At 41.0% G+C, this 16,978-nt stretch carries 12 protein-coding genes; 7 read left to right on the forward strand and 5 right to left on the reverse strand.

Going from position 1 to position 16,978, the window contains the following annotated elements; genetic code table 11:
- Nucleotides 1–440: 440 nt before the first annotated feature.
- Nucleotides 441–2,360, reverse strand: coding sequence for a hypothetical protein (locus D0907_RS18650; protein ID WP_118844995.1), 1,920 nt, complete (start codon nt 2,358–2,360; stop codon nt 441–443).
- A 133-nt stretch (nt 2,361–2,493) separates the two neighbouring features.
- Complete coding sequence (locus D0907_RS18655; protein ID WP_074988464.1) at nt 2,494–4,092, reverse strand: ABC-F family ATPase; 1,599 nt, start codon at nt 4,090–4,092, stop codon at nt 2,494–2,496.
- Between the two features lie 736 nt (nt 4,093–4,828).
- Here D0907_RS18655 and D0907_RS18660 point away from each other — a divergent pair.
- A complete protein-coding gene (locus tag D0907_RS18660; protein WP_118844996.1) occupies nt 4,829–5,851 on the forward strand; it encodes an IS110 family RNA-guided transposase in 1,023 nt (340 codons plus the stop codon).
- A 376-nt stretch (nt 5,852–6,227) separates the two neighbouring features.
- Here D0907_RS18660 and D0907_RS18665 read toward each other — a convergent pair whose 3' ends face one another.
- Complete coding sequence (locus D0907_RS18665; protein ID WP_118844997.1) at nt 6,228–6,998, reverse strand: EAL domain-containing protein; 771 nt, start codon at nt 6,996–6,998, stop codon at nt 6,228–6,230.
- Between the two features lie 452 nt (nt 6,999–7,450).
- Between D0907_RS18665 and D0907_RS18670 the strand changes: the two genes are divergently transcribed.
- The 3 genes from D0907_RS18670 to D0907_RS18680 all read left to right on the forward strand — a co-directional run bounded on the left by D0907_RS18670 (nt 7,451) and on the right by D0907_RS18680 (nt 10,662).
- Nucleotides 7,451–8,008: a TetR/AcrR family transcriptional regulator gene (locus D0907_RS18670; protein ID WP_118844998.1), complete on the forward strand. Its 558-nt coding sequence runs from the start codon at nt 7,451–7,453 to the stop codon at nt 8,006–8,008.
- Nucleotides 8,009–8,074: 66 nt separating this feature from the next.
- Entirely contained in the window at nt 8,075–8,572 is a 498-nt protein-coding gene (locus tag D0907_RS18675) for a DUF417 family protein (protein ID WP_036972511.1), read from the forward strand.
- A gap of 464 nt (nt 8,573–9,036) precedes the next feature.
- A complete protein-coding gene (locus D0907_RS18680; protein WP_118844999.1) occupies nt 9,037–10,662 on the forward strand; it encodes a methyl-accepting chemotaxis protein in 1,626 nt (541 codons plus the stop codon).
- A gap of 75 nt (nt 10,663–10,737) precedes the next feature.
- Here D0907_RS18680 and D0907_RS18685 read toward each other — a convergent pair whose 3' ends face one another.
- Together D0907_RS18685 and D0907_RS18690 are read right to left on the reverse strand one after the other, a co-directional pair.
- Nucleotides 10,738–11,145, reverse strand: a complete 408-nt coding sequence (locus D0907_RS18685; protein ID WP_065979240.1) for a type 2 periplasmic-binding domain-containing protein — start codon at nt 11,143–11,145, stop codon at nt 10,738–10,740.
- Between the two features lie 12 nt (nt 11,146–11,157).
- Nucleotides 11,158–12,303 carry a porin gene (locus tag D0907_RS18690; RefSeq protein WP_075593398.1) on the reverse strand — a complete coding sequence of 382 codons (1,146 nt, stop codon included), beginning with the start codon at nt 12,301–12,303 and terminating at the stop codon, nt 11,158–11,160.
- Nucleotides 12,304–12,690: 387 nt separating this feature from the next.
- On the opposite strand from D0907_RS18690, the gene D0907_RS18695 reads away from it, so the two are divergent.
- From D0907_RS18695 to D0907_RS18705, 3 genes are all read left to right on the forward strand, one after another.
- Nucleotides 12,691–13,287, forward strand: coding sequence for a class I SAM-dependent methyltransferase (locus tag D0907_RS18695; RefSeq protein WP_118845000.1), 597 nt, complete (start codon nt 12,691–12,693; stop codon nt 13,285–13,287).
- Nucleotides 13,288–13,600: 313 nt separating this feature from the next.
- On the forward strand, nt 13,601–14,689 hold the full coding sequence (locus D0907_RS18700) for an HNH endonuclease (protein WP_244223158.1): 1,089 nt from the start codon (nt 13,601–13,603) through the stop codon (nt 14,687–14,689).
- Nucleotides 14,690–15,119: 430 nt separating this feature from the next.
- The gene (locus tag D0907_RS18705; protein WP_118845002.1) at nt 15,120–16,964 is read left to right on the forward strand and encodes a hypothetical protein; all 1,845 of its coding nucleotides are present in this window, start codon (nt 15,120–15,122) and stop codon (nt 16,962–16,964) included.
- Nucleotides 16,965–16,978 lie beyond the last annotated feature (14 nt).

Raw genomic sequence — 16,978 nt, forward strand, 5'->3', positions numbered from 1 at the left:
TCCAGCGTATCATCCCTGCTTTAAATTTATAATATAAATGCCACGAAAAAATACCGCGCAATGCAGCCATGAAACTTATCTCTCGCGCTTTTTTACGATTTTATATCGCGTATTCAGCGCTAAGCTCGACTCTCTAAGCTCGCACCTCGCACCTCGAACCTCGAACCTCGAACCTCGTAGCTCTTATCTCGCCTCTCGTAGCTCGAACTTCGAACCTCGCATCTCGTAGCTCGCACCTCGCCTCTCGTAGCTCTTATCTCGCACCTCGTATCTCGCACCTCGTATCTCGCACCTCGTATCTCGCACCTCGTATCTCGTACCTCGTAACCCGTACTTGTAGGCGTGAAATTTATTTCGCGCGCCATCGCGCCAGAGTGTGTAACCACATCATGAAACAATTGACGCGCGCAGGTTAAAAACACAAACCTAAACCTGTTTGCTTATTGCTGACCCATCCAATAACTATGCTGATATACGTTTTCTTTATAAACTTGATCGCTGTAATCATATAAACGTTGCCATATTAAGCGGTCGAAAATGTATTTATCACCGTCTTTATAAAGCATTTTAAAGTTAGCTAATGACAAATAACTGCCAGTTTCATTGGCTAATATTTCGTTTTTACAGCTTACAAACTCATCAGCGTTTGGACACAAAGACATTAATGCAAACGTAATGCTATTGTCGCTTTCGAGTTGCCAGTATGCGTTTGGTGTGAAATAAGCAGCGTCTGTCTCCCCAAAACTAGAGTTGAAATAGTAGCTGCCCTTTCCATCGTCGTTAATAAACCAAAATACTTTATTATTTCCGATGATAAAGTCTTGGCGTAAGTAGCTAAATACCTCTTTGTAATCAGCTAATGTGATATTGGTTTCGTCTATGACTTCTAATAGCTCGTAGGCTAGGCGTGCTTGGCGCTCTTCTTTATTACGTTCAAGCGCATAAAGCATTTTACCTGTGTGCATTGTAAAAAATTGCAATGATGTATCTGAGCCATTGCCTGTTAACTTTATGGTTTCGCCATTATTATCTAAGGTGTAATGCCACTTAAATGAATCGTTGTTTTTTGGTGTGTTAAACGTGACGGTCGCTTGGTTAGCAGCTGTTATAGCAAAGTGTGTAGGCACATAGCGTAATGTTAAACCCTCGCCAGTGTCTGCAATCTTATTATCTAAACGGCCTGTATAACGTGTGCCAATTTCAAGGTTGGGTACTGCGGTTGGTGTAATACGGCGAAATGTGCCGATCGATGTTTGCGTTTGCATTGCGGCAACAAGCTCTGCTGACTCAGCTATTTGGCTTGGGGTTATTTCATCGTGATAAGTTAAATTGTGGCTTACTTTTACGACCAAAAAGTCATCAAATTGCGCAATAATTTCTGCATCTATTAAGTTTAAGTCAAATGCAACATTAAACTCGTAGCCATCTTTGTGTAATTGCGACGTGTTATACGTATTAACAAGCGTGTCGCTAGTAATTGTAAGTTGTGTGCCATTAAGCATCGCCGAAAAATCGGCATAAGGTTGGAATAGTGTTTTTCCTGAGGGAGTCGGCACTGAGCTGGCTAACACAAACTCAAAGTAGCTTTCTTCTGCTTCTGTATTCAAATGATTTACAGTGTGAAATGTACTCACACGGGTATCAACATAATAGTGTGAGCGTAATTCAGGCTGTGTTTTATACAATGTAACTACGTCGCCTTTGTCTTCAGATACATTAAAAAACTCAACACGCAGTGCATCATCACGCTTAGCCAAAACATCAATTTCAATCAATGCTTTTTGAGAACAGTCCAAAACACAGTCAATAGCGTGTGTGTTTAACGCTACCACGTCAGGATTTGACCATTTAAAAGCACTTAGCTCACCATTGTGTGATAGAACGCCGCTATCTTTCGAGGCAAAAATGAGTTGAATGCTCGCATCCTTAGTGTGCCAATTACCGATTATATCGTCATCGCTTAACGTTATAGATTGCCATGCTTCGCGATTTTCAGCGACATTCACAATGAGCGTATACTGATTAGTCGCTTTGCCATCCGACACCTCAACCGTAAATGTATGGTTCGCAATATCGAACAAACTGGGTTCAATTTTAAAGGTGACTTGGTTATTTTTGCTAGACAGGTTCAGCCATTCTGGCTTATCAATGATTGTTGCAGTGATTGTATCGTTTTGCTCATCTTTTACATCAACCACTAAGGTTGCAGGCTCAAGTGCTTTTGTATTTATTGTTAATGAGCCAGACAATGTAGGTGCGGTATTTTGTACTACTTTATCATCTGGTTTTTTATCTGTTGATGAGCCGCCACAGGCCGTGAGCGCAAGCGTCAGTGCCGATACGCCAAGGAACTTTTTCATTTACATCCTAAAAATTTGTTATGTTTTGTAAGGGAGATGTAAATTACCTAAAGTGGGTAAGTAGGTCAAAGGTATTATGTAACTGAACGTAAACAAAAAGGTGAGCTAAATAGCTCACCTGTATAAAAAGGGGTTATGACTCTTGTTGTGCAACATGGTCCATATATTCGTCAAATGTGCCCTGAAAATCGATGATCTGTTTGTCCTTAATATCGATAATGCGGGTTGCCAATGACGAAACAAACTCACGGTCGTGGCTCACAAAAATAAGCGTGCCTTCGTAATCTTTTAACGCATTGTTAAGCGCTTCGATGGCTTCCATATCCATGTGGTTCGTGGGTTCATCCATTACGAGTACATTAATGTCTTGCATCATTAATTTACCAAATAACAAACGGTTTTTCTCACCACCAGAACAGTTGCGCGCCTTTTTGTTGGCATCGTCTGCGGTAAATAACAAACGCCCTAGCATGCCACGCACCATTAAATCGTTATGCTTGGCTGTGCGCCACTGCGACATCCAGTCGAATAGAGTTAAGTCGTTATCAAAGTCTTTAGTGCTGTCTTGTGGGCAGTAACCAACGCTTGCATTTTCTGACCATTTAACAACCCCTTCGTTACTTTGAAGTTCGTTCACTAAGCAGCGTAAAAACGTCGTTTTACCCACGCCGTTTTCACCAATAACAGCCAGTTTTGCACCCGCTTCAAGTAATAAGTCGCCGCCGCTGAATAAGGTTTCGCCGTCAAAGCCATGGCCTAACTTAGTGAGTTCAAGTGCTTGGCGGTACATTTTTTTGCCTTCGTCAAAGTACAATGATGGGCTCATACGGCTTGATGATTTAACTTCATCTAGCTTAATTTTATCCATACGTTTAGCACGCGAACTCGCTTGCTTTGCTTTAGAGGCGTTAGCGCCAAAGCGGTTTACAAAGTCTTGAAGCTCATCGATTTCAGCGCTTTTCTTCGCATTTTCGGCCAGTAATTGTTCGCGTTGAAGGCTAGATGCCTCAATAAACTTTTCGTAGTTACCCGGGTAAATGCGCAGTTCGCCATAATCAATGTCGGCCATGTGCGTACAAACCGAGTTTAAAAAGTGACGGTCGTGCGAAATAATAATCATCGTACACTTACGTTGGTTAAGCTCATTGGCTAACCAGTTAATGGTGTAAATGTCTAAGTTATTGGTTGGCTCATCAAGAAGCAAAATATCAGGATTAGCAAACAGCGCTTGTGCTAATAACACTCGCAGTTTCCAACCCGGTGCTACATTGGCCATTAACCCGTAATGAAACGCTTGTTCAATACCAGCTTGAATTAAAATTTCTTCAGCGCGGCTTTCTGCCGTGTAACCATCCATTTCGGCAAAGATACTTTCAAGCTCTGCGACCTTCATGCCGTCTTCTTCGCTCATTTCTGGTAATGAGTAAATGCGGTCACGCTCTTGCTTTACTTTCCAAAGCTCTGTATCGCCCATTATTACCGCATCAACCACTGTGTATTGCTCAAACGCAAATTGGTCTTGGCTTAGCGTACCGACTTTTAAGCCTGGCGTAATCGACACATTGCCTGAAGAAGGGGTAAGTGCACCACTTAAAATTTTCATAAAGGTTGACTTGCCGCAACCATTTGCGCCAATTAAACCATAGCGGTTACCGTTACCAAACTTGGCTGAAATGTTTTCGAACAACGGCTCTGCGCCAAATTGCATGGTGATATTTGCGGTTGAGATCAACGAATTATTCCTAGAAAAATACTGACAGGGTTATGGTGCAAAACTGCGAAAATAAACAAGCAATAGGGTAAATAATAGGCCGCGGATTATACAGATCCACCCACCGGAAGGCTATTAAATTTATATGAATACTAACGAGGAAAGATTAGAGCTAATAAAACAGACTTTATTGCCCTATTTGCACCCTACACAGTTTAAACAGTGTAGGCGTGAAATTTATTTCGTGCGAAAAGTTCAATCGGTAGCAATGGCTCTACATCGCGTATTTAGTCCGCACCTCGCACTTCGCACCTCGCACTTCGCACCTCGCATTACGCTTTTAGCTGCTCGCACTTCGCACTTCGCACCTCGCATTACGCTTTTAGCTGCTCGCACTTCGCACTTCGTACCTCGCACTTCGCACTTCGCACTTCGTACCTCGCACTTCGTACCTCGCACCTCGCTGCTCGCATTTCGCATTTCGCACTTCGTACCTCGTACTTCGCACCTCGCACCTCGCACTTCGTAACTCGCACTTCGTAACTCGCACTTCGCACCTCGCACTTCGTAACTCGCACTTCGTAACTCGCACTTCGTAACTCGCACTTCGTAACTCGCACTTCGTAACTCGCACTTCGTAACTCGCACTTCGTAACTCGCACTTCGTAACTCGCACCTCGCACCTCAATGGTATGGACTCCCCACCTTTGTCAAAATCGACTAAGGTGACAGTGACAAACAAAAAGGAGCCCATACCATGACACAGTCTAGCACTATAACGATTGATTTAGCCAAAACGGTCTTTCAAGTCGCTTTCTTTAATAAGTTCGGTGTTTTAAAGTCGAATGAGAAAATGACTGAACGCAAGATGCTTTCATTTATAGTGAACCATCCAGAAGCGATTATATGTATGGAAGCTTGTAGCAGCGCTCACTATTATGGTCGTAAATTTGAAGGACAAGGACACAAAGTTAAGTTAATCCCTCCTCACATAGTTGCCAAGTACCGAGCAGGTAATAAAAACGATGCAAATGATGCTTTGGCAATTTATGAGGCACTTAAACGGCCAAATATTTATTCTGTTGCGGTAAAATCAATCAGCCAACAAGACCTTGCATCATTACTTAAGCTTCGCAAAGGGTATATAAAACAGCGAACACAGGTGTCGAACAGAGCGCGTGGTTTAGGTGCAGAATACGGTGTTAAGCTGCCTGAAGGTATTACGTCACTCAAAAAGCGTTTACCAGATATCCTTGAAGATGATGGTAATCAATTAACGCCAGCAAGTCGTTTCATTTTAGCTGATCTGCTTGAAGAGGTTCATCGGTTAGATAGTAAAATAAAGCATGCGACAGCGCAGCTAGTTGAATTGGCTAAATCTATCCCGGAGTGTGAATTACTGACAAGTTTACCAGGAGTTCAGTGGATAACAGCAAGTGCTCTTTATGCACGTTTAGGTAATGGCTCAGAGTATAAATATGGTCGCAATGCGAGTGCGTCGGTAGGACTTGTGCCAAGTCATAGTGGTTCAGGAGGAAAGAATAAGTTATATGGGATCACGAAGCGCGGAGATAAGTACCTACGTTCTTTGGTCACACATGGAGCGCGTGCGGTGGTATCAAACATACGCGATAAACAAGATAAGCTGAGTTGCTGGATCAGAGCATTATCAAGCAAACATCACTTTAATAAGATCACGATAGCAGTAGCCAATAAACTAGTACGAATGGCATTAGCCATGCTGAAAAGCGCAACGCCTTATAGAGCTGATTTAGCTTAGTCACAGCTATAAGGTGAATAACACTGCTAGAGTAAGCCGAGTAAAGGTAAGTAGAAAACGAATGTAATGTGATGACAAGCACGCAAGGTGAAACCTGAGAGTTGCGATGGTACGTGGATACCTTAACCTCGATAAGGAGCCTTGAATACAGTGGATTAAGCCATTCAGGTCTCGGGGTAGCTCCCCACAATAAGGCCGAATATACGTGAACTTGCTATTATCAAATTACACTTTGAATTTTCTTGCCTTACAGGGGGAGTCCATATACGTAACTCGCATTTCGTAGCTAGCACTTAGCACTTCGTAACTCGCTCCTCGTACCTCGCATTACGCTTTTAGCACTTCGAATTTCGTAGCTCGAATTTCGCAGCTTATGCTAGTTCAACAAACTAAAATCGACCTCTGGTAGGCATTCAAATCCTGGGCGAGCAAATAAATACCCTTGCATTAAACTGACGCCGGCACTGCGCAGCCATTGGTATTCTTCAATACATTCAATGCCCTCGGCAAGAGGCGTTATATTAAGCTCTTCGAACATTGCAATACAGTGGCTAACAATTGTTTGGCGTGCTTTATCAAGGTGAATATCGCGAACTAACTCCATATCAAGCTTAATAATATTACTTTGGAAATCGGCTAATAAATTTAACCCTGAGTAACCAGAGCCAAAATCGTCGGTCGCAGTAATAAATCCAAGTGATTGATAATATTCAACAACGCGTTTTATATGAGCGGTGTCTTCGACTTGTTCAACTTCGGTAAACTCGAACATTATTTGCTTAACAGGAAAGTTGTATTTTTGGGCGGCTGCTAGCGTCGTTTTAATACAACGCTCTGGTTGATAAATCGCATTAGGTAAAAAGTTAATACTTAAAATAGACGGTAACGCTAGCTTTGCAGCAAGAGAAATGGCTTTAACACGGCACAGTTGATCAAATGTGTAACGGTTATCGTCATTAACCTGAGAAATAACAGAATAAGCCGACTCATTATTAGGGCCTCTCACTAAGGCTTCGTAACCAAAAATATTCTTTGCGGAGCAGTCAATAATAGGTTGAAAAGCCATGGTGAAGTCAAAGCCTAGTTCTAAGTTGTCTTCACACAGTTTACAGCTTACTTGCTGGCAATTAGTTTGGTTAGTGCGCATTTTTTACCTATTTATTAAGTACTCTCTTATATAATAGTGCTAGTAAATTCGTAAATGTGCAATGTTCTCGTCTGTTTTGTTTTACATAGGTTGTTGTAATCTTTTAGTTCTGTGTGGTGTGGCTCGCTTAAGTACATTGCTACAAGCCTTTAACTAGCAGAACAAACTGACAATAAAAAACTGACAAAAGAACAATTGATAATAAAGCTGCTGATAACAGAGCAATCGATTAAAAAATGTTTCTCACAGTGAACCTTTAACAGTGCACTTAAAACGTCATGCAGCTTAAAAAAGTCGTTTTTAAAAATAGCTTGCTCGCTGTGCTCATGCCAGAAATAACGCGGCTTTTAGCCTTAAACGCACCGTATTTTTTATACTCAGGCATGATTTATTTTACGCATTGATTAAAAAATAACTTGCAAGCCTACCTACTGGTAGGTAATATCCTCAACATGAACACGACATATACAAACATACTGCAACACGCCGATGCGCTTATTCAAAGCAATGGTTTCCATGGTTTTAGCTATGCAGACCTTGCTAAAGAGCTCGATATTCGCAAAGCGAGTATCCACCATCATTTTGCAACCAAAGCCGATTTGGGCATTGCGTTTTGTCAGTTAAAATGCGAGCAGCTAAAGCAGCTAGAATCACACTTAAAAACGTTGCCATCAGCCAAAGCACGTTTACAAGGTTATTTTGCTGTGTTTCAAAGTTGTGCGAACGATGGGCAAATGTGTGGTATTTACGCCATGCAAACCGACTTGCGACTCATGGCCGAACCGCTGCAAAAGCAGGTATTAAAAATGGCTGATCTTGAGCTAAATATACTCAGTGATATTTTGCAAGTCGGACTTGATAACGGTGAGTTTAATTTTAAACCGACTGCTTATCAGCAAGCGGTCATTATATGTTGCGCAATAAAAGGCGCACTTATGCTAAACCGAAGTGAGCATCATGCTGGTTTGTTTAATCAAACGTGTGATGCATGGATTGAGGTGCTGGCCTAGTTCAGCACTCAAAAAATTTTACCTAGCAAACCTACCTACTAGTAGGTTAAATAAAGGAGAGCTGTCATGGCTTTTACGAATACACAATTAACAACGTTTAACGCCCTTGGTGAAAAGCTAGAAAAAGCAGGTGTGCCGCTTATCTACATTACACTCGGTATCATCTATATTTGGTTTGGTGGTATTAAGTTTTCTGCGGGGCAGGCTGAGGGCATGTACGGCATGATAGCTAATAACCCACTGGTTTCGTGGATGTATGCCCTTTTCTCAAAGCAAGGCCTGGTAAACTTTTTAGGCTCGCTTGAAATTATCATCGGCTTATTATTTTTCGCACGCTTTATTAACCCCGCTTTGTCGGTGCTTGGTGGGCTGTTATCCATGGCGTTATTTACAGTTACTATTAGCATGATGGTGTTTTTATCAGGTATTACGAGCGATGCCGGTTTTCCTGTATTGAGCTTTGTGGGTGAGTTTTTATTAAAAGATATAGGGTTGTTTGCAGCGTCGTTGTTTGTTGCTGGTAACAGCTTAAAAGCGTTAGTTGCAAAGCAAAACGCCCAGTAATGCCCGTATAACATAAAGGTCCGAAAGGGCCTTTTTTCGTTTCAATGTGATTATTATGCTAGTTAGTTGCTTAACACGTAAGGTGTGCAGCGAATAAACAGCTAGCAAACATACTTTACAAGCCTTAAGTTAAGGCTGGGGGTATAAAGTAGGGGCATGCCTTATAAACATGGCCTAGTGATGTTGCCCTAAATGTGACCTTTCCCCCAAAATTAACACCGGTTTTCTGTTCGAAATAATCTGCTAACTTAGCGAAAATAAATGAATTACAGCTAAAAATACTGACACCAAAAAGCGTGTCTATTTAGATAACTGCTATACTAGAAAAATCACACAAGTTAAGCCTATATCATGATGATACTACACTTTATTTATACGAATAAAGTCTGAAAATGAAAATATAATTAATACTTTAGGGAAAACAGGCGATAATACTAGGTAACAAGACAGCAAAGGTGGATTCAATGTCTGCAGGTATTTCATTTAAAAATCTAAGTATTACAAAAAAAATTCATGCCATAACATGCATTGCAGTCATTGCATTTGTCATTATTGTGCTAACCAACTATATCGCGATGAGCGATAATAGAGGCTCACTTGATGAGCTAGAAAAGTCGTCTTATCAAGTCGTTAAACTCACCTCGGCAAATGTGGCCTTACTCGAAAAGCTCGATGAGTTATACACACAAGCAGTCACCTTTGGCGAGTCAGACTTAGTAGATAGCGCAGCACAAACGTACAAAATAATTAACGAAAACCTGCAAAATATTATTGCTATCAATAACAGCTATGTGAACGCAGAAACAAAAGAAAAACTACAGCAATACGCAAAGACCTCTTCTGCTATTGCCAGCTCCATGATCGACGGTACAGCCGACTTTAGTAAAATTCAGCAGCAAGCACAGCAAAAAACAAAGCTATATGAAGCCGTACTCACCGGTTTTAAAGGGGCTCAATCGCGCGCTGATGACCGCTTTTTTGAATTAGTACAAGCCACTAAAGCGCGTTCTGACAACGCATTGCATTTAATGCTCGTTGTGTCGATTATATCGTTAGTTTTATTGGTGATTACCTCAATTTGGATTGCCCGTGGTATTGGCTCGTCTGCAAGTGCGGCTGCCGACAACTTACGCTTACTTGCAGATGGCAAAGGCTCTTTAAGCACACAGCTGGCTGTGCATGCTAAAGACGAAATTGGTCATGTATCCATTAACTTTAATGCCTTTATAAAGCTATTAAAGGCCGCAGTACTTGAAGTAATTGCAGTGTGTGAGCCGCTAATGGAAAACTCAACCCGATTAGTTCAAGGTATGGAACGCGCCGAAAAAGCCACAACCAAACAAACGACCGATGCAGAAATAGTGAAGCAATCAATGGAAGAAATGCGCCAAAGCGTTGCCGACATCTCTCATTCTGCTGCAAGTGCATCAGAAGCAGCGCAAACAGCTGAGCGCGAAGTAGAGCAAAGCCGCACGCAAATTCAGCGCTCCGTGATAGAGTCACGCACCTTAAGCGACGAAATAAACCAAGCCGCTTCAACAATCAACCAATTGGCAAGCGACACTAAAAACGTAACGCAAATTTTGAACGTGATTACTTCAATTGCAGAGCAAACTAACTTATTAGCGCTGAATGCTGCAATTGAAGCCGCGCGCGCCGGTGAGCAAGGTCGAGGCTTTGCCGTGGTAGCCGACGAAGTAAGAGAGCTGGCTTCACGTACATCGCAATCGACAAATGAAATCAGAGAGCTGCTTTCAACACTTACCACCGCAGCCAGTGAATCGGTAAATGCAATGAACTCAGCGCGCGACATGGCAATGAACAACGCCGAAGCCGCAGAGAATACAGGCCTATCGATTGAGAAAATCTCTGAGCAAATTTTAGAAATTAACGGCATGAACTCGCAAATTGCCGCCGCAACCGAAGAGCAAACCTCTGTTGCCAGCATGGTTGTAGAAAATGTATCTAATATGCACATGTCGTTCGAAGAGACCATGGACTCGCTTTCGGCAGTACGCGATGTTGCTAAAAACTTACATTACCTGTCTGACTCACTGTTAGACGCCACAGCAAAATTTAAAGTTGAATAAGCTAAAAGCGACACGCTAAAATTAAAAAAGCCACTTCATATTGAAGTGGCTTTTTACTACGTAAACAAATACCGATTAAAACGTCGCAATAACTTTTACTTTGTCGGTCACTTTCGCAGCATCAATATACCCAATCGCATCGTTATTAGAGGCAACAAAGTCAATAACGGCTTGATCATTCGCCAGCTTTTCAGGAGGCGTGCCCTTACCGGTAAAAACCAGCTTAGACCAATACGCATTAAGCTGGCTGCTCGACTTACCTACCACCTTGTCGTTAAACTCATCGCTCACGCTGTTACCATCTTGGTTTACAGGGTTTACTTTAGTGCCATCGTCGAACGACTTTGCTTTACCAAGGTAGATCTTTTTAATGGTGCCTTCATCAATTGCATTGCCATTGGCCGGATTAACAATCACGGCAACGTCTGCAAAAGCGGTGCTCGATAAAAGCGTTACCGCTGTAGCTAATAGTAATTTTTTCATTATGAACTCCAATTAAAAAACTAAATCAACAGCAACAGCAACGACATCAGTTTCTGTATCAGTGATGTCATCTTTAAAGCGACTAAAGTCAACTTTTAAAGCGGCAGACGGGTGGAAGTCATAACGAGTACCAATGGTGTAAACGTTACTTTTTGCTTTAACGCCCTCTAATACCTGGTTAATACCCGCGTTTAATGGCGGTACAGCAGGTAACGCGTTATAGCGATTACTATCGTGTTTGTCGTCGTTGTTTTCGTAAGTTAAGTGAACGGTCCACTCATTCATTCGATAACCAACCGACGTGTAATATTGTGTTTGTTTAGCCAGCGCACTGTTTTCTACTTCAAACTCAGTGTACTCAGCGTCAAATAAAATGTTGTTGTAATCAATCGAAAAACCAATCGCAAAGAATGAGCCATCATCTTCATTTGCAGCAATATCATTGGCTTGATCAACAAAGCCTGCACCACGTAATGCTTGCTCTAAGCCATTAAGTGCAATACCTGCGTCGGTATCGTTTGCAATATCAATGGTTGTTTCGGCAACAAAGTAGGCAGCGCGAGCGCTAAACCAGTCGTAGGCTAGAGTCCAGTTAATACCCGCAATGTCGTTTAACTCAGTGTCGCCATTAACAGATACAACCGCAATATCACCATCGAAACTGCCGTAAATAACTTGCAAGGTAGAGTCCCAATCGCCTAATTGGGTATTGTGCAATAAGCTTAAACCCTCATAGGTCGAAAACGGTAAGTTATACACTGATTGCGGTGGACGAACCCAGCGGTACGTGTAACCCACATCTAAAAAGTCTGAGTAGCGGTAAAACGGCGCACGCATTTTACCTGCGCTTAGTTGCAGCTCGTCGGTAAACTCATAGGTTAAATAAGCCCACTCAAACTCAGCGTCAAAGTCGTTATCGCCACGGGCAACAATTTGTGCTGTCGCACTTAATTTCTCTTGTAAATCAGCTGAAAGCTGTAAAGCAAACATGCTCTCATTCTTAAAAGAGATATCGTTATCGTAGCCGTATAAAGTTGTGTCGTCGTCGAGAGTTTTACCCCCCACAATTGAAGCAAAGCCATTTATGCGAACTTCTGCAAGCGTGTTTGCAGACACGAAAGCAGCACATAGCGCCAATGCGATAGGAAGTTTTTTCATTGTGTATCCCTAGTATTTGGTATTAAGAATGTTGATTTCATTTAACATTATAGTCGTATGTTTAGAAATGGGCGACAAAAGCCCCGTTAAATTGTGACTTTTGCAACAAATAACCTGTTATATATCAAACATAACGCGTTCAATGGCGCAGCTTTTACCTGCTAAAGTGTTAAATTAGTCGTGAGGTAGGCAGGGGGAATACTTCGCGTGTTTAAATTAATTAACACTTTTGGCGCGATTAGCAGTAAAAATGCAACGACGGTTTCATGCCGTGCTTTATTTAACTAGTTTGGCCAATTTAAACTTTCTTCATTCATTTTATTTACCGATATCTCGCTTTAATGCTATTTTTAACCTAAGCACTACTGCCACGATAAAGGACGTAAAATGGCAACCAAAACAATCGATTACTACAACCAAAACGCACAAGCATTTGTCGATGCCACGCTCGATGTAGATTTAACTCAGCTTTACGATGAGTTTTTACCGCTGCTGCCAAAAAATGGCACCGTGTTAGATGCTGGGTGTGGCTCTGGCCGCGACGCCTTTATTTTTAAAGAGCGCGGCTTTAACGTTGATGCGTTTGATATAAGCCCCGAAATAGCCAAGCTAGCCTCAGAATACTTAAATCAAGAGGTGGCAGTAAGCAGTTTTCAAGACCTAAATGACGTTGAAAAATACGACGGCATTTGGTGCTGCGCAAGTTTAATTCATGTCTCAAAAAACGACTTAACCGACGCCTTTAATAACCTAGCCCGCGCACTTAAACCTCAAGGTATTGTGTATGTATCGTTTAAATACGGCGACGGCGAGCGTGAACACAACGGCCGCGAATTTACCGATCTAAACGAAGTTGGCCTCGAAAGCATTATTAAAAACACCAACCTGTTTATTTTAAAGTCGTGGCAAAGCGCCGACCAGCGCCCAGAGCGTGCCTCAGAAACATGGCTAAACGCCATTTTGCATAGACGAACGCCAAAGTAAGTCTTTAGTCTTGTAAATTACAAAACGACAGTGCGGCATGCTTCGTTATGCCGCATTTTTAAACGAATCCCTCACATGTTAATTTAGAGCAACCACTTTATTCATCGATAAACCCTATATTTATCATGGCCATTCGTGCTAGATTGTTTTTAAACTTAATATCAGCTTAACGGCTCGTTATTTAGTATTAATAAATAACCATGGAGCGGTTTACTCATTTTAAGCCGCAGTAACAGGATTTAGCTTATGCGCTTAAAAGAAGCCCTCAGCGTTTTATCAAAGTCTTCATTAAAGGCATAGTTTGGATATGGCTATGCAGCAACAGCTCGACTTTATCGCTTATATTCAACGCATGCTGGTGGAAGGGGACTTTAGTGCCACTTACAAGTTTGCCTTGTTGCATGCGCTTGCTGATATCAGCATTGAAAAACAGCAAATAGATCCGAATGCGCAATTACAAATAACGTTTGACGAATTAGTCGAAAAGTTTATTGCGTTGTATTGGCATCAAGCATCTCCTTTTGGTGCCATTGGTAATAATAGAGACCAGCTGCTTTTACAAAATACCAATTCCAAAAAACAAGCCAAAATCATCACCACACTGCACGATGCAAAATTAAATAACATTACTTCAGTTAGCCAATTAAAAAAGTGCAGTGATTGGAAAAACATACGCAGAACAACGTTACAAACCATTAAAGATGGACCGTTATGGTTATTACAAAAGCTAAATGGCAAGGAAGAGTGTTTCTTATATCCTCATGTTAAAGGGCAGCAATACATTACCTTAAATGCAGGTATTGCCAGTTGCTTTAGACGCTTTTACGACTTAGTTGTGTACTTAGCTAAAAATGCATGGCTACAAAAAATTCAAAGTATTAAATACAACCAAGCGCTAATCGGCCCACAAAGCCAACTCCATGACTTTTTATTTGGCTTTGATCGCAATGCACTCAATAAAGCAAAACCTGTATTAATAGAACTACAACGCGGTCACTGCTTTTATTGTCAAAAGGCATTAAACAGCAAAACCGAGGTTGATCACTTTATTCCGTTTACGCGTTACGCCAACGATTTAGGCCATAACTTTGTGGCAGCTCATAGTAAATGCAATAACAGCAAACGCGATTTTTTAGCTGCGCAAGAGCACCGCGAGCGCTGGCAAGAACAAAACCTCGTTATATATAACCAGCATATAACTCGTGAGTTGAGCGATTACTTTAATTGTGATGCCGAAAAATCACGCTCAGTGAGCGACTGGGCGTATCAGGTTGCACAGGCAAACAGCGCCAAATTGTGGGTAGTCATAAATAGTTTTGAGTTTGCAGAAAGTGCTGTTTATCAACAGCAAAATAATGAGCTTGGTTTAGTGGCGGAAGATAAGCCAAGTTATAACGTGTAGATAGTGAAGTTTAACGTACAGACCTAGAGTTTGCGTGCAGGATTTTTAAGGGATTAAAAACCTCTATTTGAGGTTTTATCGCGTTGGCGATGGCAACCAAAGAGAGGCTGCCGCCGACCTCTCTCTGGACTCTCTCGGCGCACCCGAGGATCACACTTGATCTTCAACTTACGTTAATGATGTGAGCGTAATCAGCGTAGATAGGCCATCCATGGCCAAGCTACGCTTTGTACAGCATCCATGCTGTAAATTACTCATCATTAACTTAGTTTCAGGTGTGATCACGGGGAATTGGAGTGTGCTGGTAGATTGGTGTTACTCAATAGCTGTTCCATTAAACTCTAGAAATGAATATTAACTGAACGAAAATTGCTCTAATTACAAATAACTGCTAGGTTAATAACCACATAATAAGAAAGGACTCTGTAAAATGAAACTTAATCAAGTTTTATCTATCGTCAACCAAGTTGAAAAATCAAAATTCATTTCATGTCTCGATCGCCTTTGTTCTGATGCAGCTAAAAATAATAAGAAGCTAGCTAAAACGATTGATAATATTGATGGACAAATAAAAAATGCATCGGGCAGTGAAATAACTCAGCTTTTTAATACAGTGAGAGACTTCTTTAAAGAGTCTGTTAAAGAACAGATTTTAATGAGTTCTGCACAGCTAAACTTATTAATTAATTTGTTAAGTCGAGATGGTAACTGTGTTGCAAGAATAAGTTGGATTGAAACTCTATACGCAAAAGAGTGGAAAGAGTTGTCAAAGCTATCTAAAGATCTACTTGCATGTATAAAGCAAGGCTCACCTGAAAGTACATTCGACAGAAATAAAGCTCTCAAAATTTATCATGCTTGCATGAATGAAGCGTATTTTAACGATCAAAAAAATAATCGTGATGCAAAAGTAACTGATGATGAAAGAAGTATTCTAAATGTTCTTTCTAATGAATTAGAGCTAACAACTGATGAGTGCGCTGCAATAGAGCATTTAGTAGATGTGATTCCAGAAAATGGTGTTCTAGATGCGCTAAATAGCTTGAGAGATATGGGATTAGTATTTATCAGCAAAAAACGACAAGAAGTATTTGTTCCAGATGAAATTGTTACATTATTAAATGAATTACAAGGCAAAGACTTAGCTGATAAATATGTGTTAAGAATATTAAGAACTTGCACAGATGCTGAACTTTCAAATGCACTAAAAGCTCATGGCCGTAAGATCAGAGGCATTAGTCGAGCTGAGAAAATTCAAACAATTATTCATTCAGGTATAAGTGCATCTAAGCTTTTAAGTGATGATATACATAGCCCTGAAGATACACAAAATCAGCGAAAAGAACGCTTAAAGCAGTTAATCACTGATCTTGAAATTGATACTGAAAAGTTGGGGACAACTTTAGATGAAAGGATAGGCTTAATTTTAAATTCGTTGTCTGGTGCAACTGAAAAAGAGTTTGATTCTTTGAGTGCTAGTGGGTTTAAACAATTACTCAAAACGCTCGAAGAGCACTTCCCAACCATGCCAGCAGTTTTGAAAGAAGCTTTTGAGTTAGAGCCAACTGAAATTATAGACACAGAAAAGCTTCGTTCACTTAGTATCACACCCCATGACATTTTATACCTGCTATCAAATGATGAAGTAAAAGAAGTTCGCGACAGCATAGGTTTGTCAAAGCGTGGTAATCCTCGTTTTGCAATATTGGAAAGCTTTGCAAATGCCACAGATAAATTAATTGAAAACTACGATGCCTTAGCAAGAAGAGATGTGAATGCACTTCGAGATGCAGGTGTCGAAGTTTTAGAGGCAGATTTAGGTATTAAATTTGAAGAAGTCACAAAAGCTATATTAGAAGTTTTAGAATTAAACATTGATGAAGATCTGCGTAAAGACCTCAATACAACCAAAGACAAGGCTGATATTGTTATTTCGTTGAGTGATAACGATATCATTATTGGTGAAGCGAAAACCTGCAAAAACGGTGATTTTGCCAAATACTCAACGACCTCTCGCCAAGTTAAAGCTTATGTAACTCGCGCTGAAAATCAGGGCAAACGAGTTGCTCAAGTACTAATAATTGCACCGAGTTTTTCTGAGGATTTTATTGAGTCTGCTGAAATGGATACAGAGGTAAATATCTCTCTTCTCGAGGCGCATGGTTTGAAGTTAATACTCGACGCTTATAAATCTAAGCGAAATCCAAGCTTTGCACCTAAGTTATTGACTAAAGGTGGCTTGCTGAAAGCTGAATTGATTGCAAAAAATATATGATTATAACAGTTTGG

This window comes from Pseudoalteromonas lipolytica, from assembly GCF_003515105.1.
Classification (GTDB): Bacteria; Pseudomonadota; Gammaproteobacteria; order Enterobacterales; family Alteromonadaceae; genus Pseudoalteromonas; species Pseudoalteromonas lipolytica.